Raw genomic sequence first — 19,742 nt, forward strand, 5'->3', positions numbered from 1 at the left:
GCGGGGCCTGTCGAAGAGGCGGTCCGCGCCGCGCCGACCTCCGCTCGCAAAGCCGACGCCGGCGACGTCGCGTCGTTTTGACCCCGCGCCGCGCTTGCGCCGAGGTCATCATCTCGACACTTTGGGGGCGCGAGAGATCGCCCTCATCCCCGCCCTCGCCACGGACTCGCCCGACATCGTGCCCTCGACCGACGCGCCGCTCGATCTCGACCGCCTTGCGCAACCGCTCGTCGCCGTCGTGCGCGAGGCCGGCGCCATCGGCGCGAGCTATTTCCGCCGCGGCGCGGAGCGCTGGACGAAGTCGGACGAGAGCCCGGTCACCGAGGCCGACATCGCCGTCGACCGTTTCCTCGCCGCGGAGCTTCCCCCGCTGGTCGAGGGCGCGGGCTGGCTGTCGGAGGAGACGGCGGACACGCCGGAGCGCATGTCCCGCAGGCGGTGCTGGATCGTCGATCCGATCGACGGCACGCGCGCCTTCATCGAGGGCCAGCCGGAGTGGGTGGTCTCGGTCGCGCTGGTCGAGAACGGCGCGCCGATCGCCGGCGTCGTGTTCAACCCCTGCGAAGACGTCCTGCATTTCGCGCTCAAAGGCCAAGGCGCGACGCGCAACGGCGAGACGCTTGCGGTGACCGACTCCGTCGCGCTCGAAGGGCTCCTCGTCGGCGGGCCGTCCGCGCTGCTGAACCCCCTCAAGCCCCACGGCGTGATCCGCGCGGCCTGGCTCTATGCGCTCGCAAACCGCCTTGTGCAGGTCGCCGACGGCCATATGGACGCCGCGCTCGCCCGCCCCAACGCGCATGACTGGGACATCGCCGCCGCGCATCTGATCCTCGAGGAGGCCGGCGCCCGGCTGACCGGTCTCGACGGCGCCGTCCCGAGCTACAACCGCCCGAGCACGCGGCACGGCGCGCTGATCGCCGCCGCGCCGGGACGCGCCGACGCCCTTCTCGCCGCGCTTCACGCCGAGCGCGACGCCATAGCCGCCCTGGAGCCGCAGAAATGACCGACGTCGTCCCGAAGCAACTTCTCCACCTTGTGTTCGGCGGGGAGCTCGAGGACGTCACGGGCGTCTCGTTCCGCGACATCGACAAGCTCGACGTCGTCGGCATCTTCCCGGACTACGCCAGCGCGCGGGCGGCGTGGAAGGCCAAGGCGCAGGCGACCGTCGACGACGCGCATATGCGCTACTTCGTCGTGCATCTGCACAAGCTGCTCGATCCCGATCCGGAGCCCACGTCCGGCCCGCGACGGTGAGCCGCCGCACGCCGCGGCCCAACGCGCATAGGCGACGGCCGGATCAGCGGGAGCCGGCGATGTCCTCCGGCCGCACGCCAGCGGCGCTCGCGTTCTACGAGCGCAGCCTGTCGGCGCTCGGACCGTTCGCCCGGCTCGCGCTGCGCCAGCGGGCAGCGCGGGGCCGCGAGGACCCGGCGCGGCTGCCGGAACGCCGGGGCGTAGCGACCCTCGCCCGACCGGACGGACCTCTCGTGTGGCTGCACGTCGACGATCCTGAGCGGCTGCAGGCCCTGCTGCCGCTCGTCGAGCGGATCGCCGGCCGCGGCTTCTGGGCGCTGGTCACGACCGGCCCCGCGCCGAGCTCCGAACTTGCCCTCGATCGCCTGCCCGACGGCGTGATCCACCAGTTCGCTCCCCTCGACGTGCCGGCCTGCGTGGACCGCTTCCTCGCGCATTGGCGGCCAGGTCTGGCGCTGATCGCCGGCGGGCCCTCGCGGCCGAACCTGGTCGCGCGGGCGCGAGCGCGCGGCGCGCCCGCGGTGCTGATCGACGGCGGCGCGGACGACCGCGCCGTGCTGCGCTGGCGGCGCGCGCGGCGGACGCTCGCAGCCTTGCTCGGCCGCTTCGACCTGCGCCTCGCGCGCTCGACCGGGGACGCCGCGCGGCTTCAGGCGCTGGCCGCCGCGCCTTCGGTCAATGTCGGGGACCTGCGGCTCGACGGCGATCCGCCCTCGGCCGATCCCGCCCAGATGGCGGCGCTGTCGGCGGCGGTCCGCGGCCGTCCCGTGATGCTGGCGGCCGCGCTCCAGCCGGGCGAAGAGACGGCGCTCGCCCGCGCTCACGTGATCGCGCGCTCCCACAGCCCGGAACTCGTGACCATCGTGGCTCCGCGGCGCCACGGCCAGGCGGCGGACGCCGCTCAGGCGGCGGAGCTGTTCGGCGTCGTGGCCGCGCGCGCCGACCGGGGCCAGCCGCTGGCGCGCGACGTCGAGTTCTTCATCGCCGACGGCCCCGACGAGCTCGGCGCCTTCTACCGGCTGGCGCATGTCGCCTTCGCCGGCGGCTCGCTCACGAAACAGTGCTGCGTGAATCCGGCCGCGGCGGCGAAGCTCGGCGCGCCGCTGCTGCATGGCCCGCTGACCGAAGGCTTCGCGGACGCGTTCGACGCGCTCGACCGCGCCGAGGGAGCAGGCGTGATCCGGGACGCCGACGCGCTCGGCGCGGAAGCGGCGCGGCTCCTCGCGGACCCGGGCGCTCGCGCCGCGATGGCGCGCGCCGCGAGCCTGACCTGCGCCGCTCTCGGCGGGGCGGTCGACCGCACGCTCGCCGCGATCGAGCCCTATCTCGTCCAGTTGCGTCTTGGAACGGCCGGGGCCTGAGGTTCAGCCCTTGCCGAGGGCGCGCGCCAGCGCCGCCTCAGGACCGGCGTAGGGCTCCTGGCGCTCGACGCTCCAATAGCGCAGCTCCTCGAGCGGGATGCGGGCGCCGGTGACCGCGCAGCGCACGAAGGCGCCGGGCCGGATGACGCGGAAGTCGGCGTCGAGGTAGCGCACCTCGGCTTCGCCCTGGGCCGGCGTCGGGCGCTCGAAACGGTTCATGGGCGCGTCGTTCTCCGTTGCTGAGGCGACCATATAAAGCTCCGGGTCTCCCGACAAAAGGCGCGTTGCGCTGCAGCGAAGCCGGACGCAGAGTGCCGGCCGCTCAAAAGTCGAGTTCCGCATGCCATGACCGCCGTCGCGCCATCCTCCGAACAGGCCTCCCACGACCATGGCCCGCAGATCGCCTTCGAGGACCTCGAGGTCGGCCAGACCGCCGAGATCGAGCATGTCGTGTGCGAGGAATCGGTCAAGAACTTCGCGGCGCTGACCGGCGACACCAACCCGATCCATCTCTCCGAGGCCTACGCCGCGAACACCCGCTTCGGCGGGCGCATCGCGCACGGGCTCTACACGGCGAGCCTGATCTCGGCGGTGCTCGGCACCAAGCTGCCGGGTCCGGGCGCCGTCTACCTGTCGCAGACGATCAAGTTTCGCGCGCCGGTCCGGATCGGCGACACCGTGACCGCGCAGGTCGAGATCACCGCGCTCGATCCCGGCCGCCAGCGCGCGACCTTCTTCTGCACCTGCTCGGTCGGCGACAAGGTGGTGCTCGACGGCGAGGCGCACATCATGGTGCCGACCCGCGACGAGATCGAGGCCGAGCTGGCCTGACGCCGGCCGTGTTTCCCGACTCTGCGCCTTGACGGGCGGCCCGGCCGCGGGCCATCTCGCGCCCGCACACACGCCCCCGCGCCGATGGCCGATCGCATCATCCCTCCCGCGCCGCCGCTGATCGACCCGCCCGAGCTGCCGCGCGCCCTGCGCGACGGCCATGTCGTCGTCGGCAATTTCGACGGGGTGCATCGCGGCCACGCCGCGGTGATCGCGCAAGCCGCGGAGCCTGCGCACGCCGCCGGGCGGCCGGTGGTGGCGCTGACCTTCGAGCCGCATCCCCGCAACCATTTTCAGCCCGACCGGCCGCTGTTTCGCCTGACCGGACGGGACGAAAAGGCCCGCCAGCTCGCGCGCGCCGGCGCCGACGCGACGGTCGTGCTGACCTTCGACTCAGCGCTCGCCGCGATCGAGGCGGAGGACTTCGTCGCCGACGTGCTGGCGCGACGCCTTGCGGCCCACACGGTGGTGGTGGGCTTCGACTTCCATTTCGGCCGCGGCCGGCGCGGCTCGCCCGCCTTCCTGGCCGAAGCGGGCCCGCGTTACGGCATGTTCGTCGAGGTGGTGCCGCCCTATGGCGGCGCGACGCCGGTGTCGTCGAGCGCGATCCGGGACCATCTCGCGGCGGGCGAACTGGCGGCCGCGAACCGGCTGCTCGGCCGGCGCTGGAGCGTCGACGGCGAGATCGTCCATGGCGACAAGCGCGGCCGCGACCTCGGCTTTCCCACCGCCAATCTTAGGCTTGCGCCGGAGACGCGGCTCGCCTTCGGGATCTACGCCGTGCGGGCGCTGGTCGACGGCCGCGTGGTCGACGGCGTCGCGAGCTACGGACGCCGCCCGCAATTCGACGACGGCGCGCCGCTGTTCGAGACCTATCTGTTCGACTTCTCCGGCGACCTCTACGGCAAGCCGGTGAGGATCGAGCTCGTCGCCTATCTCCGGCCCGAGGGGAAGTTCGAGAGCGTCGCCGCCCTCGTCGAGCAGATGAAGCGGGACGTCGAGGACGCGCGGGCCGCGATCGCGCTCCCCGAGGATCCGCTCGCGCCCAGCGCGCTGGCGTGAGCCCGGCATCCTTCCGCTGCGAGGAAGCGGAAGGCCGCCCCCGCTTTCGCCGACCGCATTCACTTGATAGAAGGCGCGCTCGGTTACAGGAGGGTCGCGCTTCGCGTCAGGCCCACGACAGACGGTCTTGCTCCGATGCCCCATCGCCCGCGGTTCGCGGCACGAATTAGCGGCCCGGTCGCCGCGTGAGGCGCGCCGCCGGCGCGCTTTCGCGCCCGGCCGGGACCGCCCTCGCCTGACCGATCAGCCGCCTCACCGGACAAGCCACAGATGACCTCCGACGCCGCCGCGCAACGCGACTACTCCGAAACGCTTTTTCTCCCGAAGACCGACTTCCCCATGCGCGCGGGCCTGCCGCAGCGCGAGCCGGAGCTGCTCGAACGCTGGGCGAGGATCGGGCTCTACCAGCGCCTTCGCGAATCCTCGGCCGGGCGCCGCAAATACGTGCTGCATGACGGGCCGCCTTACGCCAACGGCCACCTGCACATCGGCCACGCGCTCAACAAGACGCTGAAGGACATGGTGGTCCGGACGAAGCAGATGGCGGGCTTCGATTCCAACTACGTGCCCGGCTGGGACTGCCACGGCCTGCCGATCGAGTGGAAGGTCGAGGAGAGCTACCGCGCGAAGGGGCTCAACAAGGACGACGTGCCGGTCAACGAGTTCCGGAAGGAGTGCCGGGACTACGCCGCGCACTGGATCGGCGTGCAGTCGGCCGAGTTCCAGCGTCTCGGCGTGACCGGCGACTGGGCCGATCCCTACACCACGATGAAGTTCTCCGCGGAGGCGCAGATCGCCCGCGAGATCATGGAGTTCGCGCAGAGCGGCCAGCTCTACCGCGGCTCCAAGCCCGTGATGTGGTCGGTGGTCGAGCGCACCGCGCTCGCCGAAGCCGAGATCGAGTATCAGGAGTTCACGAGCGACACGGTGTTCGTGGCGTTTCCTCTGTCTTCCCCCTCTCCCCTTGCGGGAGAGGGAGGAGTGAGGGGTGACGGCGGCGAGTCGAATGGAGATGGCGTCGCCCGCACCCCCTCCCCTAGCCCCTCCCCTCAAGGGGGAGGGGAACTGGATGGCGCCTCCGTCGTGATCTGGACGACGACTCCGTGGACGCTGCCTGGCAACCGGGCGATCGCCTATTCCAAGAAGATCGCTTACGGCGTCTACGAGGTCACCGAGGCGCCGGAGGCGAATTGGGCGAAGGTCGGCGCGAAGTACCTGCTCGCAGACGCGCTCGCTGAGGCTGTGTTCAAGGCGGCCAAGGTGACGGCTTTCCGGAAGGTGGAGAGCGTCGCAGCGGACAAACTGCAGGGCCTATTGGCGGCTCACCCCCTCGCCCATCTCGGCTTCGACTTCGCCGTCCCCCTGCTCGCCGGCGACCACGTCACCGACGACGCCGGCACGGGCTTCGTGCACACCGCGCCCGGCCATGGCCGCGAGGACTTCGAGCTCTGGATGGAGTCCCGCGCCGAGCTCGAGCGCCGCGGGATCAGCGCGAAAATTCCCTACACGGTGGACGCCGACGGGCGGCTGACGAAGGACGCGCACGGCCTTCAGGGCCGCTCGGTGATCACCGACACAGGCGAGAAAGGCGACGCCAACGCGGCCGTCATCGAGGCGCTGGTCGCGGCCGGCAGGCTGGTGGCGCGCGGAAAGCTGCGGCACCAGTACCCGCATTCCTGGCGGTCGAAGAAGCCGGTCATCTTCCGCAACACGCCGCAATGGTTCATCCATATGGACCACGACATCGCCGGACCCGCCGACACGCTGCGTTCGCGTGCCCTGGCGGCGATCGAAGCCACGCAGTTCTATCCGCCGCAGGGCAAGAACCGGCTCAAGGGCATGATCGAGGCGCGGCCCGACTGGGTGGTGTCGCGCCAGCGCGCCTGGGGCGTGCCGATCTGCGTGTTCGTGCACAAGCTGACGGGCGAACTGCTCAAGGACGAGATGGTCGACCAGCGCATCGCCGAGGCCTTCGAGGCCGAGGGCGCCGACGCCTGGTTCGCCGATCCCGGCCAGCGCTTCCTCGGCAACGACTACGCGCTCGACGATTACGAGAAGGTCGCCGACATCCTCGACGTCTGGTTCGATTCCGGCTCGACCCACGCCTATGTGCTCGACCGCCGGCCGGACCTCAGCCCGAAGCGCGCCGTCGACGGCGGCGCGGACGAGGTGCTCTATCTCGAAGGCTCCGACCAGCACCGCGGCTGGTTCCACTCCTCGCTGCTGGAGTCCTGCGGCACGCGGGGCCGCGCGCCCTATGACGCGCTGCTGACGCACGGCTTCGTGCTCGACGAGCAGGGGCGCAAGATGTCGAAGTCGCTCGGCAACGTCGTCGCGCCGCAGGACGTGATCAAGCAGTCGGGCGCCGACATCCTGCGCCTGTGGGTCGCGATGTCGGACTATGAGGACGATCTCAGGATCGGGCCGGAGATCCTGAAGACCGCCACCGACGCCTACCGCAAGCTCCGCAACACGCTGCGCTGGATGCTCGGCACGCTCGCGCATTTCGACCCGAAGGACGCGGTCGACCTCGCCCAGGCGCCGGCGCTCGAGCGCTACATGCTGCACCGGCTGGCGGAGGTCGACGGCGAGGTGGCCTCGGCCTACCGCGCTTTCGACTTCAAGCGCGGCTTCGCGGCGCTGTTCACTTTCCTGACCAACGACCTCTCGGCCTTCTATTTCGACGTCCGCAAGGACGCGCTCTATTGCGACCCGGCCTCTTCGGAGACGCGGCAGGCGAGCCTCGCCGTGGTCGACCGGCTGTTCCGGGCGATCGTGACGCGGCTCGCCCCGCTGCTGCCCTTCACGGCGGAGGAGACGTGGCTCGCGCGCTTCCCCTCCGAGGACGGCTCGGTGCATCTCCAGGCCTTCGCCGGCGCCGACGAGGCGTGGCGGAACGAGGCGCTCGCGGCGCAGTGGGACAAGGTGCGGCGCGTCCGCCGGGTCGTCACCGGCGCGCTGGAGATCGAGCGGGCCGCAAAGCGCATCGGCTCGTCGCTGGAGGCCGCGCCGGTCGTGCACGTGACCGATCCGGAGCTGTTCGCCGCGCTCGAGGGAATCGATCTCGCGGAGGTCGCGATCACCAGCGCGATCGCGCTGGTCGCGGACGAGGCGCCCGCCGACGCGTTCCGCCTGCCGGAGATCCCCGGCGTCGCCGTCGTCCCTGCGCGGGCGGAGGGCCGGAAATGCGCGCGGTCGTGGAAGGTCTCGCCGGAGGTCGGCGCTGACCCCGCCTATCCCGACGTGACGCCGCGCGACGCGCAGGCGCTCCGCGAATGGGACGCCGCGAAGGAGAAGGCCGCGTGAGGCCTGGGGCGCGAGGGCGCCGCCCCCCTCTCCCGCAAGTGGGGAAGGGAAAATGACCCTCGCGCGCCGCGCCTACGCGCTCGCCGCGGTCGTGTTCGTGCTCGACCAAGCCATAAAACTCTGGGCGCTGTTCCTGTTCGATCTCGGCGACAAGGGGCGCGTGGCCGTGCTGCCGGTGTTCGACCTGGTGCTGATCTGGAATCAAGGGATCAGCTACGGCCTCCTCCAGCAGGACAGCGAATTCGGCCGCTGGGCGCTGGTCGCGCTGCATGTCGCGGCCTCCATCGCCATCACGTTCTGGATAGCGCGCGAACGGCAGGCGGTCTCCTGCTGGGGGCTGGCGCTGATCCTCGGCGGCGCGGTCGGCAACGGGCTCGACCGGATTCTGTACGGGGCGGTGGTCGACTACGCCCTGCTGCACTGGGGCGAGGTCACCTGGTACGTGTTCAATCTCGCTGACGCGGCCATCGTTGCGGGCGTGGCGCTGCTTCTGTATGGTGCGGTTCTCGGTCCGAAGGGCGCGCCAGGGGTAGCCGAATAGGCTCGCGCGCGAGAGATGCCGGACCGTCAGGAGCTGCCGACCATGCGTCACATCCCAGCGTTCCTCGCCTCGACGGCGATCGTGCTCGCCGCCTCCATGGCGGCCGCGCCGGCCCGTGCGGCCGACGACATGGGCTCGAACCCGATCACGGAATTCTTCGACAGCCTTGGAATGGGCACCCGGGAAAAGCCGGACATCGACTACAAGGAGCGCGCGCCGCTGGTGCCTCCAAGCTCGACCGCGCAGCTTCCTCCGCCCCAGGAGAAGGCGGCCGGCGGCGACGGTCAGTGGCCGAACGATCCCGACGTGCAGCGCCGCCAGGAGATTCGGGCCCGCGCGAACATCGTCCCCACCGAGACGAACGAATACCGCATGGGCGAGCGCGGCTCGCGGCTCGATCCCGACGAGATCGGCGCCCGCCGCGTGCGCGGCGCCGCGGTGTCGGACGGTCCGGACTCCGCCACCATCCAGGACAACACCGTCACGCGCCTGTCGCGCGAAGAGCTCGCGCAGAAGCGCTCCATGCCCGCCCCGACGGACGGCCCGTCGGCCGCGAGCCGCCAGAAGTTGTCCGACCCGCCCCCGGGCTACCTCACCGGCCCGGCCGGTCAGACCGCCGAGGTTCAGCCGGAAAGCAAAGGGTTCTTCGGTCGGATGTTCGGCCGCTGACCACGTCTGGGTCGCGTGACGGACGTCTGGGGCTCCCCGCGCCGGCGCGGGGGGTCTTTCGTCGTTTCGTCGTCAGGTCCCAGGCGCCCCGGCTTCGCGGGTGCGGGGGTCGCGGCCTATGATGCGCATGACGCGGTCGCCGGTCGGCGCAATTGGAGGTTTTACGATCCTGATGGCAGCATCGATCCTCGTCGGCGCCACGGCCGGACTGAGCCCCCTCGCCGCCGAGAGCGGACGCAGCGCCGGTCCGGACGTCACGACCTTCGCGCTGTCGAACGGGCTGGAGGTGGTCGTGATTCCGGACCGCCGGGCCCCGGTCGTCACGCATATGGTCTGGTACAAGGTGGGCTCGGCAGACGAGGCCCCCGGGGATTCGGGGATCGCGCACTTCCTCGAGCACCTGATGTTCAAGGGCACCGCCGCGCATCCTGCGGGCGAATTCTCCCGCGTCGTCGCCGAACTCGGCGGCCAGGAGAACGCTTTCACCTCCTACGACTACACCGCCTATTTCCAGCGCGTGGCGCGCGAGCACCTGCCGACGGTGATGGCCTTCGAAGCCGACCGCATGACCGGCCTGCAGCTCACCGACGACGTGGTGAATCCCGAGCGCGACGTGATCCTCGAGGAGCGCCGCTCGCGCGTCGACGGCGATCCGGGCTCGCAGCTGTCGGAGGCGGTCTCCGCCTCGCTCTACGTGAACCATCCCTACGGCACGCCGATCATCGGCTGGGAGCATGAGATCGAGGCGCTCGACCGGCACGACGCGATCGCGTTCTACGACCGGTTCTACACCCCGAACAACGCCATCCTGGTGGTCGCGGGCGACGTCTCCGCCGACGAGGTGCGGACGGCGGCGGAGGCGACCTACGGCAAGGTCGCCCGCCGCGCCGATCCCGGCCCGCGCGCCCGGCCGCGGGAGCCCGAGCCGCGCGCCGCGCGCCGCGTCTCGCTGGCCGACCCGCGCGTGACGCAGCAGTCCGTGTCCCGCAACTACCTCGCGCCGTCTTACGAGACGGCGAAGAACGGCGAAGCCTACGCGCTCGACCTGCTCGCGCAGATCCTCGGCGGCGGCACGACCAGCCGGATCTACCGTTCGCTCGTGGTCGAAAAGGGCGTCGCCGCCAACGCGGGCGCCTGGTACCAGGGCGACGCGCTCGACGACGGCCGGTTCGCGATCTACGCCACGCCGCGCGGCGAGGTTTCGCTGCGCGAGGTCGAGAAGGCGATCGACGAGACGGTCGCGGCCTTCGCCGCAGCCGGGCCCAGCGAGGGCGAGCTCGCCCGCGCGAAGACCCGGCTCGTCGCCGACACCATCTACGCGCAGGACAGCCAGGCGACGCTCGCCCGCATCTACGGCGCCTCGCTCGCGACCGGCGGCACGGTCGAGGAAGTGAAGGAATGGCCGGCCCGGATCCGGGCCGTGACCGCCGACGCCGTACGGGACGCCGCCCGCGCCGTGCTGGACCAGCGTCGGTCCGTCACGGGCGAACTTCTCGCCGCGCCTGCGCCCCGCGCCGCTGGCGCGGCGGCGCGCTGACGCCGGCCGTTCCGCTGTTTCCGTTCCGAATGAGGATCTTCGCCGCCATCATGATCGCCGCAACGACGCTCGCCGCCTCGCCCGCCCGCTCGACCGACATCAAGGAGCTGACGACCCGCCAGGGCGTCAAAGCCTGGCTCGTCGAGGAGAACACGGTGCCGGTGATCGCCGTCGAGATCGCGTTCCGGGGCGGCACGGCGCAGGACCCCGCGGACAAGGGCGGCGTCGTCAGCCTGATGGCGGCCCTGCTCGACGAGGGCGCCGGAGACATGGACGCCGAGGCCTTCCAGGAGACGCTCGAGGAGAAGGCGATCGAGCTCTCGTTCTCGTCCAACCGCGACACGGTCACGGCGAGCCTGCGGACCCTGCCCGAGAATCTCGACGAGGCCTTCTCTCTCCTCGGCGCCGCGCTCTCGCGCCCGCGCTTCGACGACGACGCGGTCGAGCGCATGCGGGGCCAGATCGCCGCGCAGCTCCGGCGCGCCGCGCTCGATCCGGACGACCTTGCGGGCCGGACCTTCTTCGCCGAGGCCTTTCCCGGCCACCCCTACGGCCGGCCGTCGCGCGGCACGGTCGAAAGCCTTGCGGGCGTCCGCCGCGACGACCTCGTGGAAGCGCATCGCAGGCTCGTGGCGCGCGACTCCATCGTGATCGGCGCAGTCGGCGCGGTGACGCCGGACCGCCTCACGGCGCTGGTCGAGTCGCTCCTCGACGGCCTTCCGGAACGGTCGGAGATGACGCCTGTTCCGACGGTCGAGCCCCAGGGCGCCGGCCGCACCGAGATCGTGACGCTCGACGTGCCGCAGAGCTCGATCATCTTCGGCCGGCCGGGGCCGCTTCGGAACGACGACGACTTCATCCCGGCCTATGTCGTGAACCACATCCTCGGCGGCGGCTCGTTCTCCTCACGGCTGTTCACCGAAGTGCGGGAGAAGCGCGGCCTCGCCTATTCCGTCTACAGCCACCTCGCGCCCTACGACCACGCCGGGCTGCTCTATGGCGGCGTCGCCACCCGCAACGACCGCGCGGGGCAGTCGATCGATCTGATCCAGGCGGAAATCCGCAGGATCGCCGAGCAAGGTCCGACGACCGAGGAGCTCGCAAGCGCGAAGAAGTACCTCATCGGCTCCTATGCGCTCAGGTTCGACACCTCGACCAAGATCGCGAACCAGCTGACCCAGCTTCAGCTCGACCATTTCGGCGTCGACTACATCACCCGGCGCAACGCTCTGGTCGACGCGGTGACGATCGAGGAGGTGAAGGCCGCGGCGAAGCGCCTGTTCGGCGACGGCGCCCTGCTGGTCGTCGCGGTCGGAAAGCCCACCGGCCTCGAAGGCGCCCGAATCCGCGCGCCGGGCGGGACGGGCGACGAGCCGGCGGCGACGCCGCCGGAAAGCAACGCGCGCTGACGGCGACCGCCGCCGCTCTCAGTGGCGCGCGAGGATCGCGCGCACCTCTTCGACCAGCCGCGCTTCCGGCACCGTGACCTGGGCGGGCCGGCTCTCCGTCCACTCCGCGCGGTCGGCGATGGCGGCGGCCGCCTTGGCGCCTTCCACCAGGTCTTTGAGCGTCACTTCGCCCTTGTCGCGCTCGTCGGAGCCCTGGATGACGACGCAGGGCGCCCGCCGGCGGTCGGCGTATTTCATCTGCGCCTTCATGCCGGACGCCCCGAGATAGACCTCGGCCGCGATCCCCTCGTTGCGCAGACGCGCCGCCAGCGCCATCGAGTCGGCGATCCGCTCGCGGTCCAACACGAGAACGACGACCGGTCCGGTCGCCGCGGCGTCCTCCCCTTTCAGCGCGCGCAGCGCCGCCTGCAGGCGCGAGACGCCGATCGAAAAGCCGGTCGCCGGCACGTCTTCGGCCATGAAGCGGCCGACCAGGCCGTCATAGCGACCGCCGCCGCCGACCGAGCCGAACTGGATGGGCCGCCCCTGCTCGTCGTCGATCGTGAAGGTCAGTTCGGCCTCAAAGACGGGGCCCGTATAGTATTCCAGGCCGCGCACGACGGAGGGATCGATGACCACGCGGTCTTCGTAACCGGCCGCGTCGACCAGAGCCGCGATCGCGGACAGTTCGCGCGCGCCCTCCTGTCCGATCGGGTTGGACACCTCGTCGAACAGCTTCCGGGCGGTGTGAAGATTACGGTCGGCCTTCGCCTTCAGGACGTCGAGCACGCGGCCGGCGGACGCCTCATCGAGACCCGCGCCCTTCGTGAAGTCGCCGCTGTCGTCCTTGCGCCCAGCTCCCAGCAGGGCGCGCACGCCTTCCGGCCCCAGCCGGTCGAGCTTGTCGATCGCCCGGAGCACGGTGAGCCGCCGCCCGGCGTTGTCCTCGCCGCCGAGGCCGATCGCCTCCATGACGCCGTCGAGGATCTTGCGGTTGTTGACCTTGATCACATAGTCGCCGCGCCTGACGCCGACGGCTTCCAACGCATCCGCCATCATCATGCACATCTCGGCGTCCGCGGTGACGCTTGGCGCTCCGACGATGTCGGCGTCGAACTGCAGGAACTGGCGGAAGCGGCCCGGGCCCGGCTTCTCGTTGCGGAACACCGGGCCGAACCGGTAGCTGCGATACGGCTTCGGCAGCCGCTGAAAATTCTCCGCGACGAAGCGGGCGAGCGGGGCCGTCAGGTCGTAACGCAGCGACATCCACTGGTCGTCGTCGTCCTTCAGCGAGAACACGCCCGCGTTGGGGCGGTCCTGATCGGGCAGGAACTTGCCGAGCGCGTCGGTGTATTCGAAGAACGGCGTCTCGACCGCCTCGAACCCCCAGAGCTCGTAGGTCGTCCGGATCGCCTCCGTCATCGCGCGGCTCTGCGCGAGCTCGGCCGCGCCGCGATCGGCGAAACCGCGGGGCAGACGGGCGGGAGTGAGGTCGGCGCGGCGGGAGGTCATGCGTCAGGGTCTTCCGGGAGCAGGATTTCGAAGTCTGCTCCTAGAGCGTTTTGGCTCGCGACGAAACAGGTGAGGCGCAGGGGCCTCCGCCGCGCCGCCCGAGCGAGCGGTTCCTAGCCGGCCTTGCCGAACAGGCCGGCGATCGTCTCCTCGCCGAGCGCGAAGGCTGAGCTCGCGCCGGCGGCGGAGGCGGCGACCACCACCCTCGTCCGCTCGTTCGGCGCCTCGACCACGACCGGCCGCTCCGGAGAATAGGCGTAGGTTCCGGTCCAGCGCGACAGGACGTGTTTCGGCCGCTTGCCGAAGATCTGCGCGAGTTCGTCGAGGATCAGATCGTCGATCGCCTGCGGCTGGAACGGATCGGGCGAGGGGTCGACCTGGCGGCTCATGCCGACGATCAGCGAGCCGTCGGACGATTGCGACACCAGCAGATTGACGCCGTATTGCAGATGGTCGGGTTGCTCGGCCTCGAGCCGCTCCCGCAAGGCGTCGACGCCGTCGAGCTCGGCGAAGCCCGGCAGACGCAGCACCGCGAGATCGCTCGCGACCGCGCCGGGAAGCTCGAAGCCGTCATCATAGCGCACGCGCAGCATATGCGACTTGGCGCGCGTGAGACCGGTCGCCGCGAGCCTCTCGCCGAACAGCGTGCGGAAGTCGTCGCCGGCGCAGACCACGGCGGCGTCCGCGGCGATCGGCCCACGCGAGGTTTCGATCACCCCGTCTCCGACGGCGGTCACAGCCGTCTCCCAGCGGAACGCGACGTCGTGGGCGTCCTCCAGCCAGTGGGCGATCTTGGGCAATGCCGACTTGGCCTCGACGCGCAGTTCGTCCGGGCTCCAGAGCAGGCCGGCGATGTCGCCCTTGAACTGTGGAAACAGCGCGTGGGCGTCCTCGATCCGATAGAAGTTGCAGCCCGACCCCGCCTCGCTCGCGGCGAACGCCTCGAGCGGCGCCGCGGCTTCCGCCCGGCGCGCGACGATGGCGAGGCCCTCATGCTCGATCCTGACGCCGGCGTGCTGGCAGACGTCGGCCCAGATCTCGCGCGACCGCTTGGCGCGCCGCCACTGGACCCCCGGAGCGTGGCCCGCGACCGTGATGAGCCCGGACATCCTCACCGAGGCCCCGCAGGCGCGCGCCTCGCGATCGAGCACGACGACGCGCCGGCCGCCGCGCGCCGCCGCGAGCGCGTGGGCGAGCCCGAGGATTCCGCCGCCCACGACGGCGAGATCAAATCTGTCGGACATCCGCTGAGCCTCAATCGAATTGGCGCGGACGCTCACCCTATCAGACGCGCGACGTCAATATGTCAGGCTTGGCGAGGCGCCGCGGTCAGGCGCCGAGCTCCGCCCAGCGCTCCCGTTTGCGATAAATCGTCGAGGGGCTGATTTCGAGCGCTGCGGCCGCGCGCGCGGTGTTGCCGCCGAAGGCCGCGACCGCGGTCTCGATGATGCGCCTCTCCTGCAGCCAGAAGGGCTCGATCGCGTCGGAGACGGAGCCGCCGGCCCCGCTCGGGACGGCCGGCGACGCGGCGGGCGCGGCGAGCGGCAGCATGTCCGCCGTCACCTCGTCGCCGTCTCCGAGGACGACGGCGCGGCGCACCACGTTCTGCAGCTCGCGCACATTGCCGGGCCAGTCATGGGCGCGGATCCGCTCAAGCGCGCCGTCGGAGAAGCGCCGGAAGCTCCGCCCCTCCTCGTCGGCGAAGCGCCGCAGAAAGGCCTGCGCGAGCGCCGTGATGTCCTCTCCGCGCTCGCGCAGCGGCGGCAGCCGGATCGGGAGAACGTGCAGGCGGTAGTACAGATCCTGCCGGAAACGGCCCGCGGCGACTTCGGTCGCAGGGTCGCGATGGGTGGCGCACACGATGCGGATGTCGGCGTTCCGCGCGCGCGCCTCGCCGACCCGCCGGAACTCGCCGGTCTGCAGCACCCGGAGAAGCTTGGCCTGCAGGGCGAGCTCCATCTCGCCGATCTCATCCAGGAACAGGGTGCCGCCTTGCGCCGCCTCCACGGCGCCCGCCCGGTCGTCGCTCGCCCCCGTGAAGGCGCCCCGGACATGGCCGAACACTTCCGATTCCATCAGCTCGCGCGGGATCGCGCCGCAGTTCAGCGCGACGAAAGGCTTCTGCGCCCGCCCGGACAGTGCGTGGACCGCCTCCGCGCAGAGCTCCTTGCCGGACCCGCTCTCTCCCGTCACGAACACCGGCGCGCGGGACGGCGCGATGCGCTCGATCTCGGCGTAGAGCGCGCGCATCGGCGCGGAGCGGCCGACGAAGCCGCCGAAATCAAGAGCGTCGGGCGCCGGCTGCGCGAGGACGCGAGTGGGCTTCGGGGCGGCCGGCGCGCGTTCGGCGAAACGCGGCGCCAGGCGCCGCGCGAGCGCGTCCGGCGAATAGGGCTTCAGGACGAAGTCGACCGCGCCGCGGCGCATCGCCTCGACGGCGAGCGCGACCGAGCCTGCCCCGCTCGTCGCGACCACCACAAGCCCCTGCTCCACCAGCGCTTCGACGAGCTCCAGCGCCTCGCGGTTCGGCACGTCGACCACGGCGAAGGCCGCGCCATGCGCGCACCCGGCGCGCTTGACCGTCATGGGATCGATGGTCGTCGCCACCTCGCCGCCGGCGTTCGCCACGGCGGTGGTCGCGACGCGCAGCGCGGCCGGGTCGCCGTCGATCAGCAGGACCTGCGCCCGGGTGGGCGAGACCATGCCGACAGCGTCCGGCGTCAGCGGTTGCGGCGTCAAGTGCGACCCTCGGTGAGCGCGGCTCGCGGATGAGTCCGCGAAGCGCGATGGCCCAAGGTCGCCGAACAGGGTAAATGAAAGGTGATCGCCCGGTCAGGCGGCGGACGGCTTGGCGTCGTATCCGGCCCGCTCGACGGCCTCAACCGCGTCTTCGACCGACAGGGTGGTGGCGATGTCGACGCGTCCGGCGGTCCGCGACACGGCGACCTTCGCGGCCGGATCGCGCGCGACAAGGGCGCGCTCCACGGCGCGAGCGCAGCCGTCACAGGTCATGCCGTCGACGTCGAGACTGATCATGCCGCCTCCTCCGGGCGTGTCCGCGACGTCACGCGCCGCGGGCGAATATGTGGAGGGCCCGCGGCCGCGGCGCCAGAGATTGGCCCGCAAATCGCGAATCTGCGATGGTCGTCGGGATCATCATCCGGACACTGCCCCCATGCCGAAGCCCGCCGCGCTGTTCGTCGCCGTCGCCATGACGGTGACCGCAGCCTGCGTCGGCGTGATCGCCGCCTTCGGGCTCGACCTCGGGATCGGCGCCTCGCTGCTCGCAGCCTTCGGCGCGCTCGCCGCGATGGCGGTCGTCCACCTCGCCTTCATCCGCTCGCCCGGGGCCGATCTCGGCCGGCTCGACGATCTCGACCGCGTCGTCACCCAGCTGCAGAGCCGGTTGGAGACCATGGAGGCGCGGCTTTCGACGCTCGACGGCGCGGCGTCCGAACGCGCCCGCGCCGCCACCCGGCCGCTGGTCGAGGAGATCGCGGCGCTCGGCGGGCTCGTGACGTCCGTCGCCAAGGAGGTCGCGAGCCACGACGCCCAGATCACGCGGCTCGCAGGCCTCGTGAACCTGGATGCGCCCGTTCCGGCGGCGCCTCCGCCGCCCGCCGACGCGGCGCCGGCTCGGCCGGCGGCGCGCGCCGCGCCTCGACCGCCCGCCGACGAACCGCCGCGCGCGGACCCGCACCCCTTCGATCCGGACGAACCCGACGAACCCGCGCCCCTGGCCGCAGGAAACGCCGATCGCGGACTGGCGGCGCGGCTCGAGCTCGCGCTGCGCGACGACCGGCTCGAGATCCACCTGCAGCCGATCGTCGCCCTGCCGAGCCGTCGCCGCATCCATTACGAAGCCTTGTCGCGCATCGCCGAACCCGACGGCCTCATGTCGCCGGACGCTTTTTTATCGGCCGCGGCGGCGGCGGGCCGGACCGCCGAGATCGATCGGCGGGCGATCGAGACCGCGGCGGACGTCGCCCGGCGGCTCGTCGCGCGCGGCCGCACCGCGGCGGTGTTCGTCAACGTCGCCGCCGAGACGCTGGCCGACGCGCGCGGCTTTCGCGACCTCGTCGCGCTGTTCGAACGGACGCCCGATCTCGGCCGCCTGGTGGTGCTCGAGCTGTCGCAGGCCGCCTTCGCGGGCTTCGGCCCGGTCGAACGCGACGCCGTGGCGGCGCTGGTCGAGCGCGGAGCGCGGCTCTCGATGGACCGCACGAGCGACCTTCGGCTCGAGCCGCGCGAGCTGTCCCGGCTCGGCGTGCGCTTCGTCAAGGTCGCAGCCGACCGTCTGCTCGACCCGGACGCGGCCCGAGGCTCGGCGATCCACCCGGCGGACCTGTCGAGCCTGCTCGCCCGCCAGGGCGTCGATCTGATCGCGACCCATGTCGAGGAGGAGCGCACGGTTCCCGAACTGCTCGACATGGACGTGAAGGCCGCCCAGGGCTTCCTGTTCGGTCTGCCCCGCCCCGTGCGGCCGTCGCGGCCGGACGCGCCGGAGCCCCCGCAGCAACCGACGCAGCTGAGACCGATCCCGACCGTCGTATCCGGGTGAACGCCGGGCCCCCGCCGGCGCGGCGCGCTTGACCTCGGGCGGCGCGCCCCTTAGCGGAGCGGCATGGCCATCTCCAACGAACGCAGCTCGGGCGCCGAAACCGGCGATCCGGCTCCCGTCGCGCCGAGCTTCCCGCGCTTCGCGCCGCTCGCTTCCGCCTACGACGTCGCGCTGTGCGACGTCTGGGGGGTGCTGCATGACGGTCTGCGCGCCCATGAAGCGGCCTCCGACGCGCTGACGCGGTTCCGCGCCGGCGGCGGCGCCGTCGTGCTGGTCTCGAACGCGCCGCGCGCGTCCGACTGGGTCGTCCAGAGCCTCGACGAGAAGGGCGTGCCGCGCAGCGCGTGGGACGCGATCGTAACGTCCGGCGACGTCTCGCGCCGCATGCTCGCCGAGCGCGGCGTGTGGTCGGTCCATCACATCGGGCCCGAACGCGACCTGCCGCTGCTCGGCGACGACCGCCTGTCGCGCGTGGGGCCGGAGGAGGCGTCCGTCGCCGTGGTCACCGGGCTGGTCGACGAGGATTCCGAGGTTCCCGAGGACTATCGCGACCGGCTCCTCGCGCTGAAGGCGCGCGGGCTGCCGCTGATCTGCGCCAATCCCGACCTCGTGGTCGGCGTCGGCGATCGGCAATTGTGGTGCGCCGGGGCGATCGCCGATCTCTACCAGACGCTCGGCGGCGAGGTTCTGTTCGCCGGCAAGCCCTATCCCGCGATCTACGACGCCGCGCTGCGGCTCGCCGAGGACGTGCTCGGCCGGACAATGGAGCGGTCGCGCGTGATCGCGATCGGCGACGCGGTGCGCACCGACCTCGCAGGCGCGACCGCGGCGGGGCTCGACTGCGTCTTCGTGGCGGACGGCATCCACGCCGAAGAGCTCGGCCGCGGCGCTCCCGACCCGGAGAAGCTCTCGGCCCTGTTCGCCGAGCACGGCTATTCCCCCGTCGCGGTGATGCCGCAGCTCGTCTGGTGAGGCGCCCCCGACAAAGTTTTTCTTATATCGACCAATCGCGCGCGATGGGCCGAGTGTGCCGGCCGCATCGAACTGCACTGAAGGAGACGATCCCATGAGCAACCGCATCGTGCTGAAGGCCGGCGAAGCGCTGGTCGCAGGAGGCCCTCCCGGCACGGCGGCCGAGCCGGAGGTCGTGATCGGCGAACTCGACGGCCCCGTCGGGACCGCGATCGCCACGCTGACCGGCGACCAGGTCAAAGGCCACACCCGCGTCTTCGCGCTGCTCAACACCGACGTGATGGTGCGCCCGGTGACGCTCTGCGTCTCGAAGGTAACCGTCGAGAACCCGCGCTACACCAACATCCTCATGGGCACGGTGCAGTTCGCGATCGCGAACGGCGTGCTGGACGCGGTCCGCGCCGGCTACATCCCGAAGGAAAAGGCGAACGAGCTCGGCATCATCTGCTCGGTCTGGCTCGCGCCGACGATCGTCGACATCGAGAATCTCGACCACAAGGTGCTGTTCGACATCCACCGCAAGGGCATGCTCGAGGCGATCCGCAAGGCGATGGCGTCCGAGCCCACGATCGACTGGCTGCTCGAGAACCAGGATCAGATCACCCACAAATATTATCAGATGGGTCTCGACGGAAAGGTGTGACGGGCGCCTCGGCCGGCGGATGATCGTAGCGTCCGAAGGTGGTCGCTACGTACTCCTACGGATGGGCGATGACAGGCTCCCCCTTTAGCTTCCGCGCATCCGGAT

Annotated in this window: 18 protein-coding genes; 13 read left to right on the forward strand and 5 right to left on the reverse strand. The window is 71.4% G+C overall.

Annotation, left to right across the window (positions count from 1 at the left end):
- The first annotated feature begins 94 nt into the window (after positions 1 to 94).
- The 3 genes from ACO2RJ_RS10460 to ACO2RJ_RS10470 are packed head-to-tail and all read left to right on the forward strand — an operon-like array spanning position 95 to position 2,615.
- Positions 95 to 1,003, forward strand: a complete 909-nt coding sequence (locus tag ACO2RJ_RS10460; protein WP_423267943.1) for a 3'(2'),5'-bisphosphate nucleotidase CysQ — start codon at positions 95 to 97, stop codon at positions 1,001 to 1,003.
- Entirely contained in the window at positions 1,000 to 1,254 is a 255-nt protein-coding gene (locus ACO2RJ_RS10465) for a DUF4170 domain-containing protein (RefSeq protein ID WP_423267944.1), read from the forward strand. Before ACO2RJ_RS10460 ends, ACO2RJ_RS10465 begins: the two co-directional genes overlap by 4 nt.
- Positions 1,255 to 1,313: 59 nt before the next feature.
- Positions 1,314 to 2,615, forward strand: a complete 1,302-nt coding sequence (locus ACO2RJ_RS10470) for a 3-deoxy-D-manno-octulosonic acid transferase (RefSeq protein ID WP_423267945.1) — start codon at positions 1,314 to 1,316, stop codon at positions 2,613 to 2,615.
- Between the two features lie 3 nt (positions 2,616 to 2,618).
- On the opposite strand, the gene ACO2RJ_RS10475 is transcribed toward ACO2RJ_RS10470, so the two are convergent.
- Positions 2,619 to 2,834, reverse strand: a complete 216-nt coding sequence (locus tag ACO2RJ_RS10475) for a DUF2093 domain-containing protein (RefSeq protein WP_423268955.1) — start codon at positions 2,832 to 2,834, stop codon at positions 2,619 to 2,621.
- Positions 2,835 to 2,960: 126 nt separating this feature from the next.
- Between ACO2RJ_RS10475 and ACO2RJ_RS10480 the strand changes: the two genes are divergently transcribed.
- The 7 genes from ACO2RJ_RS10480 to ACO2RJ_RS10510 all read left to right on the forward strand — a co-directional run bounded on the left by ACO2RJ_RS10480 (position 2,961) and on the right by ACO2RJ_RS10510 (position 11,970).
- The gene (locus ACO2RJ_RS10480; protein ID WP_423267946.1) at positions 2,961 to 3,446 is read left to right on the forward strand and encodes a MaoC family dehydratase; all 486 of its coding nucleotides are present in this window, start codon (positions 2,961 to 2,963) and stop codon (positions 3,444 to 3,446) included.
- Positions 3,447 to 3,530: 84 nt separating this feature from the next.
- Positions 3,531 to 4,508: a bifunctional riboflavin kinase/FAD synthetase gene (locus ACO2RJ_RS10485; protein WP_423267947.1), complete on the forward strand. Its 978-nt coding sequence runs from the start codon at positions 3,531 to 3,533 to the stop codon at positions 4,506 to 4,508.
- A 270-nt stretch (positions 4,509 to 4,778) separates the two neighbouring features.
- Entirely contained in the window at positions 4,779 to 7,814 is a 3,036-nt protein-coding gene (gene ileS / locus ACO2RJ_RS10490; RefSeq protein ID WP_423267948.1) for an isoleucine--tRNA ligase, read from the forward strand.
- A gap of 52 nt (positions 7,815 to 7,866) precedes the next feature.
- Positions 7,867 to 8,355, forward strand: coding sequence for a signal peptidase II (gene lspA, locus ACO2RJ_RS10495; RefSeq protein ID WP_423267949.1), 489 nt, complete (start codon positions 7,867 to 7,869; stop codon positions 8,353 to 8,355).
- Between the two features lie 42 nt (positions 8,356 to 8,397).
- Positions 8,398 to 9,024, forward strand: a complete 627-nt coding sequence (locus tag ACO2RJ_RS10500) for a hypothetical protein (protein WP_423267950.1) — start codon at positions 8,398 to 8,400, stop codon at positions 9,022 to 9,024.
- Between the two features lie 172 nt (positions 9,025 to 9,196).
- On the forward strand, positions 9,197 to 10,561 hold the full coding sequence (locus ACO2RJ_RS10505) for a M16 family metallopeptidase (protein WP_423267951.1): 1,365 nt from the start codon (positions 9,197 to 9,199) through the stop codon (positions 10,559 to 10,561).
- A 50-nt stretch (positions 10,562 to 10,611) separates the two neighbouring features.
- Positions 10,612 to 11,970, forward strand: a complete 1,359-nt coding sequence (locus ACO2RJ_RS10510; RefSeq protein WP_423267952.1) for a M16 family metallopeptidase — start codon at positions 10,612 to 10,614, stop codon at positions 11,968 to 11,970.
- A gap of 18 nt (positions 11,971 to 11,988) precedes the next feature.
- Here ACO2RJ_RS10510 and hisS read toward each other — a convergent pair whose 3' ends face one another.
- The 4 genes from hisS to ACO2RJ_RS10530 all read right to left on the reverse strand — a co-directional run bounded on the left by hisS (position 11,989) and on the right by ACO2RJ_RS10530 (position 16,497).
- On the reverse strand, positions 11,989 to 13,461 hold the full coding sequence (gene hisS / locus ACO2RJ_RS10515) for a histidine--tRNA ligase (RefSeq protein WP_423267953.1): 1,473 nt from the start codon (positions 13,459 to 13,461) through the stop codon (positions 11,989 to 11,991).
- A gap of 113 nt (positions 13,462 to 13,574) precedes the next feature.
- Positions 13,575 to 14,705, reverse strand: a complete 1,131-nt coding sequence (locus ACO2RJ_RS10520) for a TIGR03364 family FAD-dependent oxidoreductase (protein ID WP_423267954.1) — start codon at positions 14,703 to 14,705, stop codon at positions 13,575 to 13,577.
- 85 nt (positions 14,706 to 14,790) lie between these two features.
- Positions 14,791 to 16,200 carry a sigma-54-dependent transcriptional regulator gene (locus ACO2RJ_RS10525; RefSeq protein ID WP_423267955.1) on the reverse strand — a complete coding sequence of 470 codons (1,410 nt, stop codon included), beginning with the start codon at positions 16,198 to 16,200 and terminating at the stop codon, positions 14,791 to 14,793.
- 93 nt (positions 16,201 to 16,293) lie between these two features.
- Positions 16,294 to 16,497, reverse strand: a complete 204-nt coding sequence (locus ACO2RJ_RS10530; RefSeq protein ID WP_423267956.1) for a heavy-metal-associated domain-containing protein — start codon at positions 16,495 to 16,497, stop codon at positions 16,294 to 16,296.
- 139 nt (positions 16,498 to 16,636) lie between these two features.
- Between ACO2RJ_RS10530 and ACO2RJ_RS10535 the strand changes: the two genes are divergently transcribed.
- The 3 genes from ACO2RJ_RS10535 to ACO2RJ_RS10545 all read left to right on the forward strand — a co-directional run bounded on the left by ACO2RJ_RS10535 (position 16,637) and on the right by ACO2RJ_RS10545 (position 19,637).
- Entirely contained in the window at positions 16,637 to 18,022 is a 1,386-nt protein-coding gene (locus tag ACO2RJ_RS10535; RefSeq protein WP_423267957.1) for an EAL domain-containing protein, read from the forward strand.
- 63 nt (positions 18,023 to 18,085) lie between these two features.
- On the forward strand, positions 18,086 to 18,994 hold the full coding sequence (locus ACO2RJ_RS10540; RefSeq protein ID WP_423267958.1) for a TIGR01459 family HAD-type hydrolase: 909 nt from the start codon (positions 18,086 to 18,088) through the stop codon (positions 18,992 to 18,994).
- 94 nt (positions 18,995 to 19,088) lie between these two features.
- Positions 19,089 to 19,637, forward strand: a complete 549-nt coding sequence (locus ACO2RJ_RS10545; protein WP_423267959.1) for a formaldehyde-activating enzyme — start codon at positions 19,089 to 19,091, stop codon at positions 19,635 to 19,637.
- Positions 19,638 to 19,742: the final 105 nt, after the last annotated feature.

The organism is Hansschlegelia sp. KR7-227, assembly GCF_049446035.1.
GTDB lineage: Bacteria > Pseudomonadota > Alphaproteobacteria > Rhizobiales > Methylopilaceae > Methylopila.

Bases quoted from the DNA above. Each gene is read 5' to 3' on its own strand.
- ACO2RJ_RS10465 (WP_423267944.1), top strand. From the start codon at position 1,000: ATGACCGACGTCGTCCCGAAGCAACTTCTCCACCTTGTGTTCGGCGGG.
- ACO2RJ_RS10470 (WP_423267945.1), top strand. From the start codon at position 1,314: ATGTCCTCCGGCCGCACGCCAGCGGCGCTCGCGTTCTACGAGCGCAGC.
- ACO2RJ_RS10475 (WP_423268955.1), bottom strand. From the start codon at position 2,834: ATGAACCGTTTCGAGCGCCCGACGCCGGCCCAGGGCGAAGCCGAGGTG.
- ACO2RJ_RS10480 (WP_423267946.1), top strand. From the start codon at position 2,961: ATGACCGCCGTCGCGCCATCCTCCGAACAGGCCTCCCACGACCATGGC.
- ACO2RJ_RS10485 (WP_423267947.1), top strand. From the start codon at position 3,531: ATGGCCGATCGCATCATCCCTCCCGCGCCGCCGCTGATCGACCCGCCC.
- ileS (WP_423267948.1), top strand. From the start codon at position 4,779: ATGACCTCCGACGCCGCCGCGCAACGCGACTACTCCGAAACGCTTTTT.
- lspA (WP_423267949.1), top strand. From the start codon at position 7,867: ATGACCCTCGCGCGCCGCGCCTACGCGCTCGCCGCGGTCGTGTTCGTG.
- ACO2RJ_RS10500 (WP_423267950.1), top strand. From the start codon at position 8,398: ATGCGTCACATCCCAGCGTTCCTCGCCTCGACGGCGATCGTGCTCGCC.
- ACO2RJ_RS10505 (WP_423267951.1), top strand. From the start codon at position 9,197: ATGGCAGCATCGATCCTCGTCGGCGCCACGGCCGGACTGAGCCCCCTC.
- ACO2RJ_RS10510 (WP_423267952.1), top strand. From the start codon at position 10,612: ATGATCGCCGCAACGACGCTCGCCGCCTCGCCCGCCCGCTCGACCGAC.
- hisS (WP_423267953.1), bottom strand. From the start codon at position 13,461: ATGACCTCCCGCCGCGCCGACCTCACTCCCGCCCGTCTGCCCCGCGGT.
- ACO2RJ_RS10520 (WP_423267954.1), bottom strand. From the start codon at position 14,705: ATGTCCGACAGATTTGATCTCGCCGTCGTGGGCGGCGGAATCCTCGGG.
- ACO2RJ_RS10530 (WP_423267956.1), bottom strand. From the start codon at position 16,497: ATGATCAGTCTCGACGTCGACGGCATGACCTGTGACGGCTGCGCTCGC.
- ACO2RJ_RS10535 (WP_423267957.1), top strand. From the start codon at position 16,637: ATGCCGAAGCCCGCCGCGCTGTTCGTCGCCGTCGCCATGACGGTGACC.
- ACO2RJ_RS10540 (WP_423267958.1), top strand. From the start codon at position 18,086: ATGGCCATCTCCAACGAACGCAGCTCGGGCGCCGAAACCGGCGATCCG.
- ACO2RJ_RS10545 (WP_423267959.1), top strand. From the start codon at position 19,089: ATGAGCAACCGCATCGTGCTGAAGGCCGGCGAAGCGCTGGTCGCAGGA.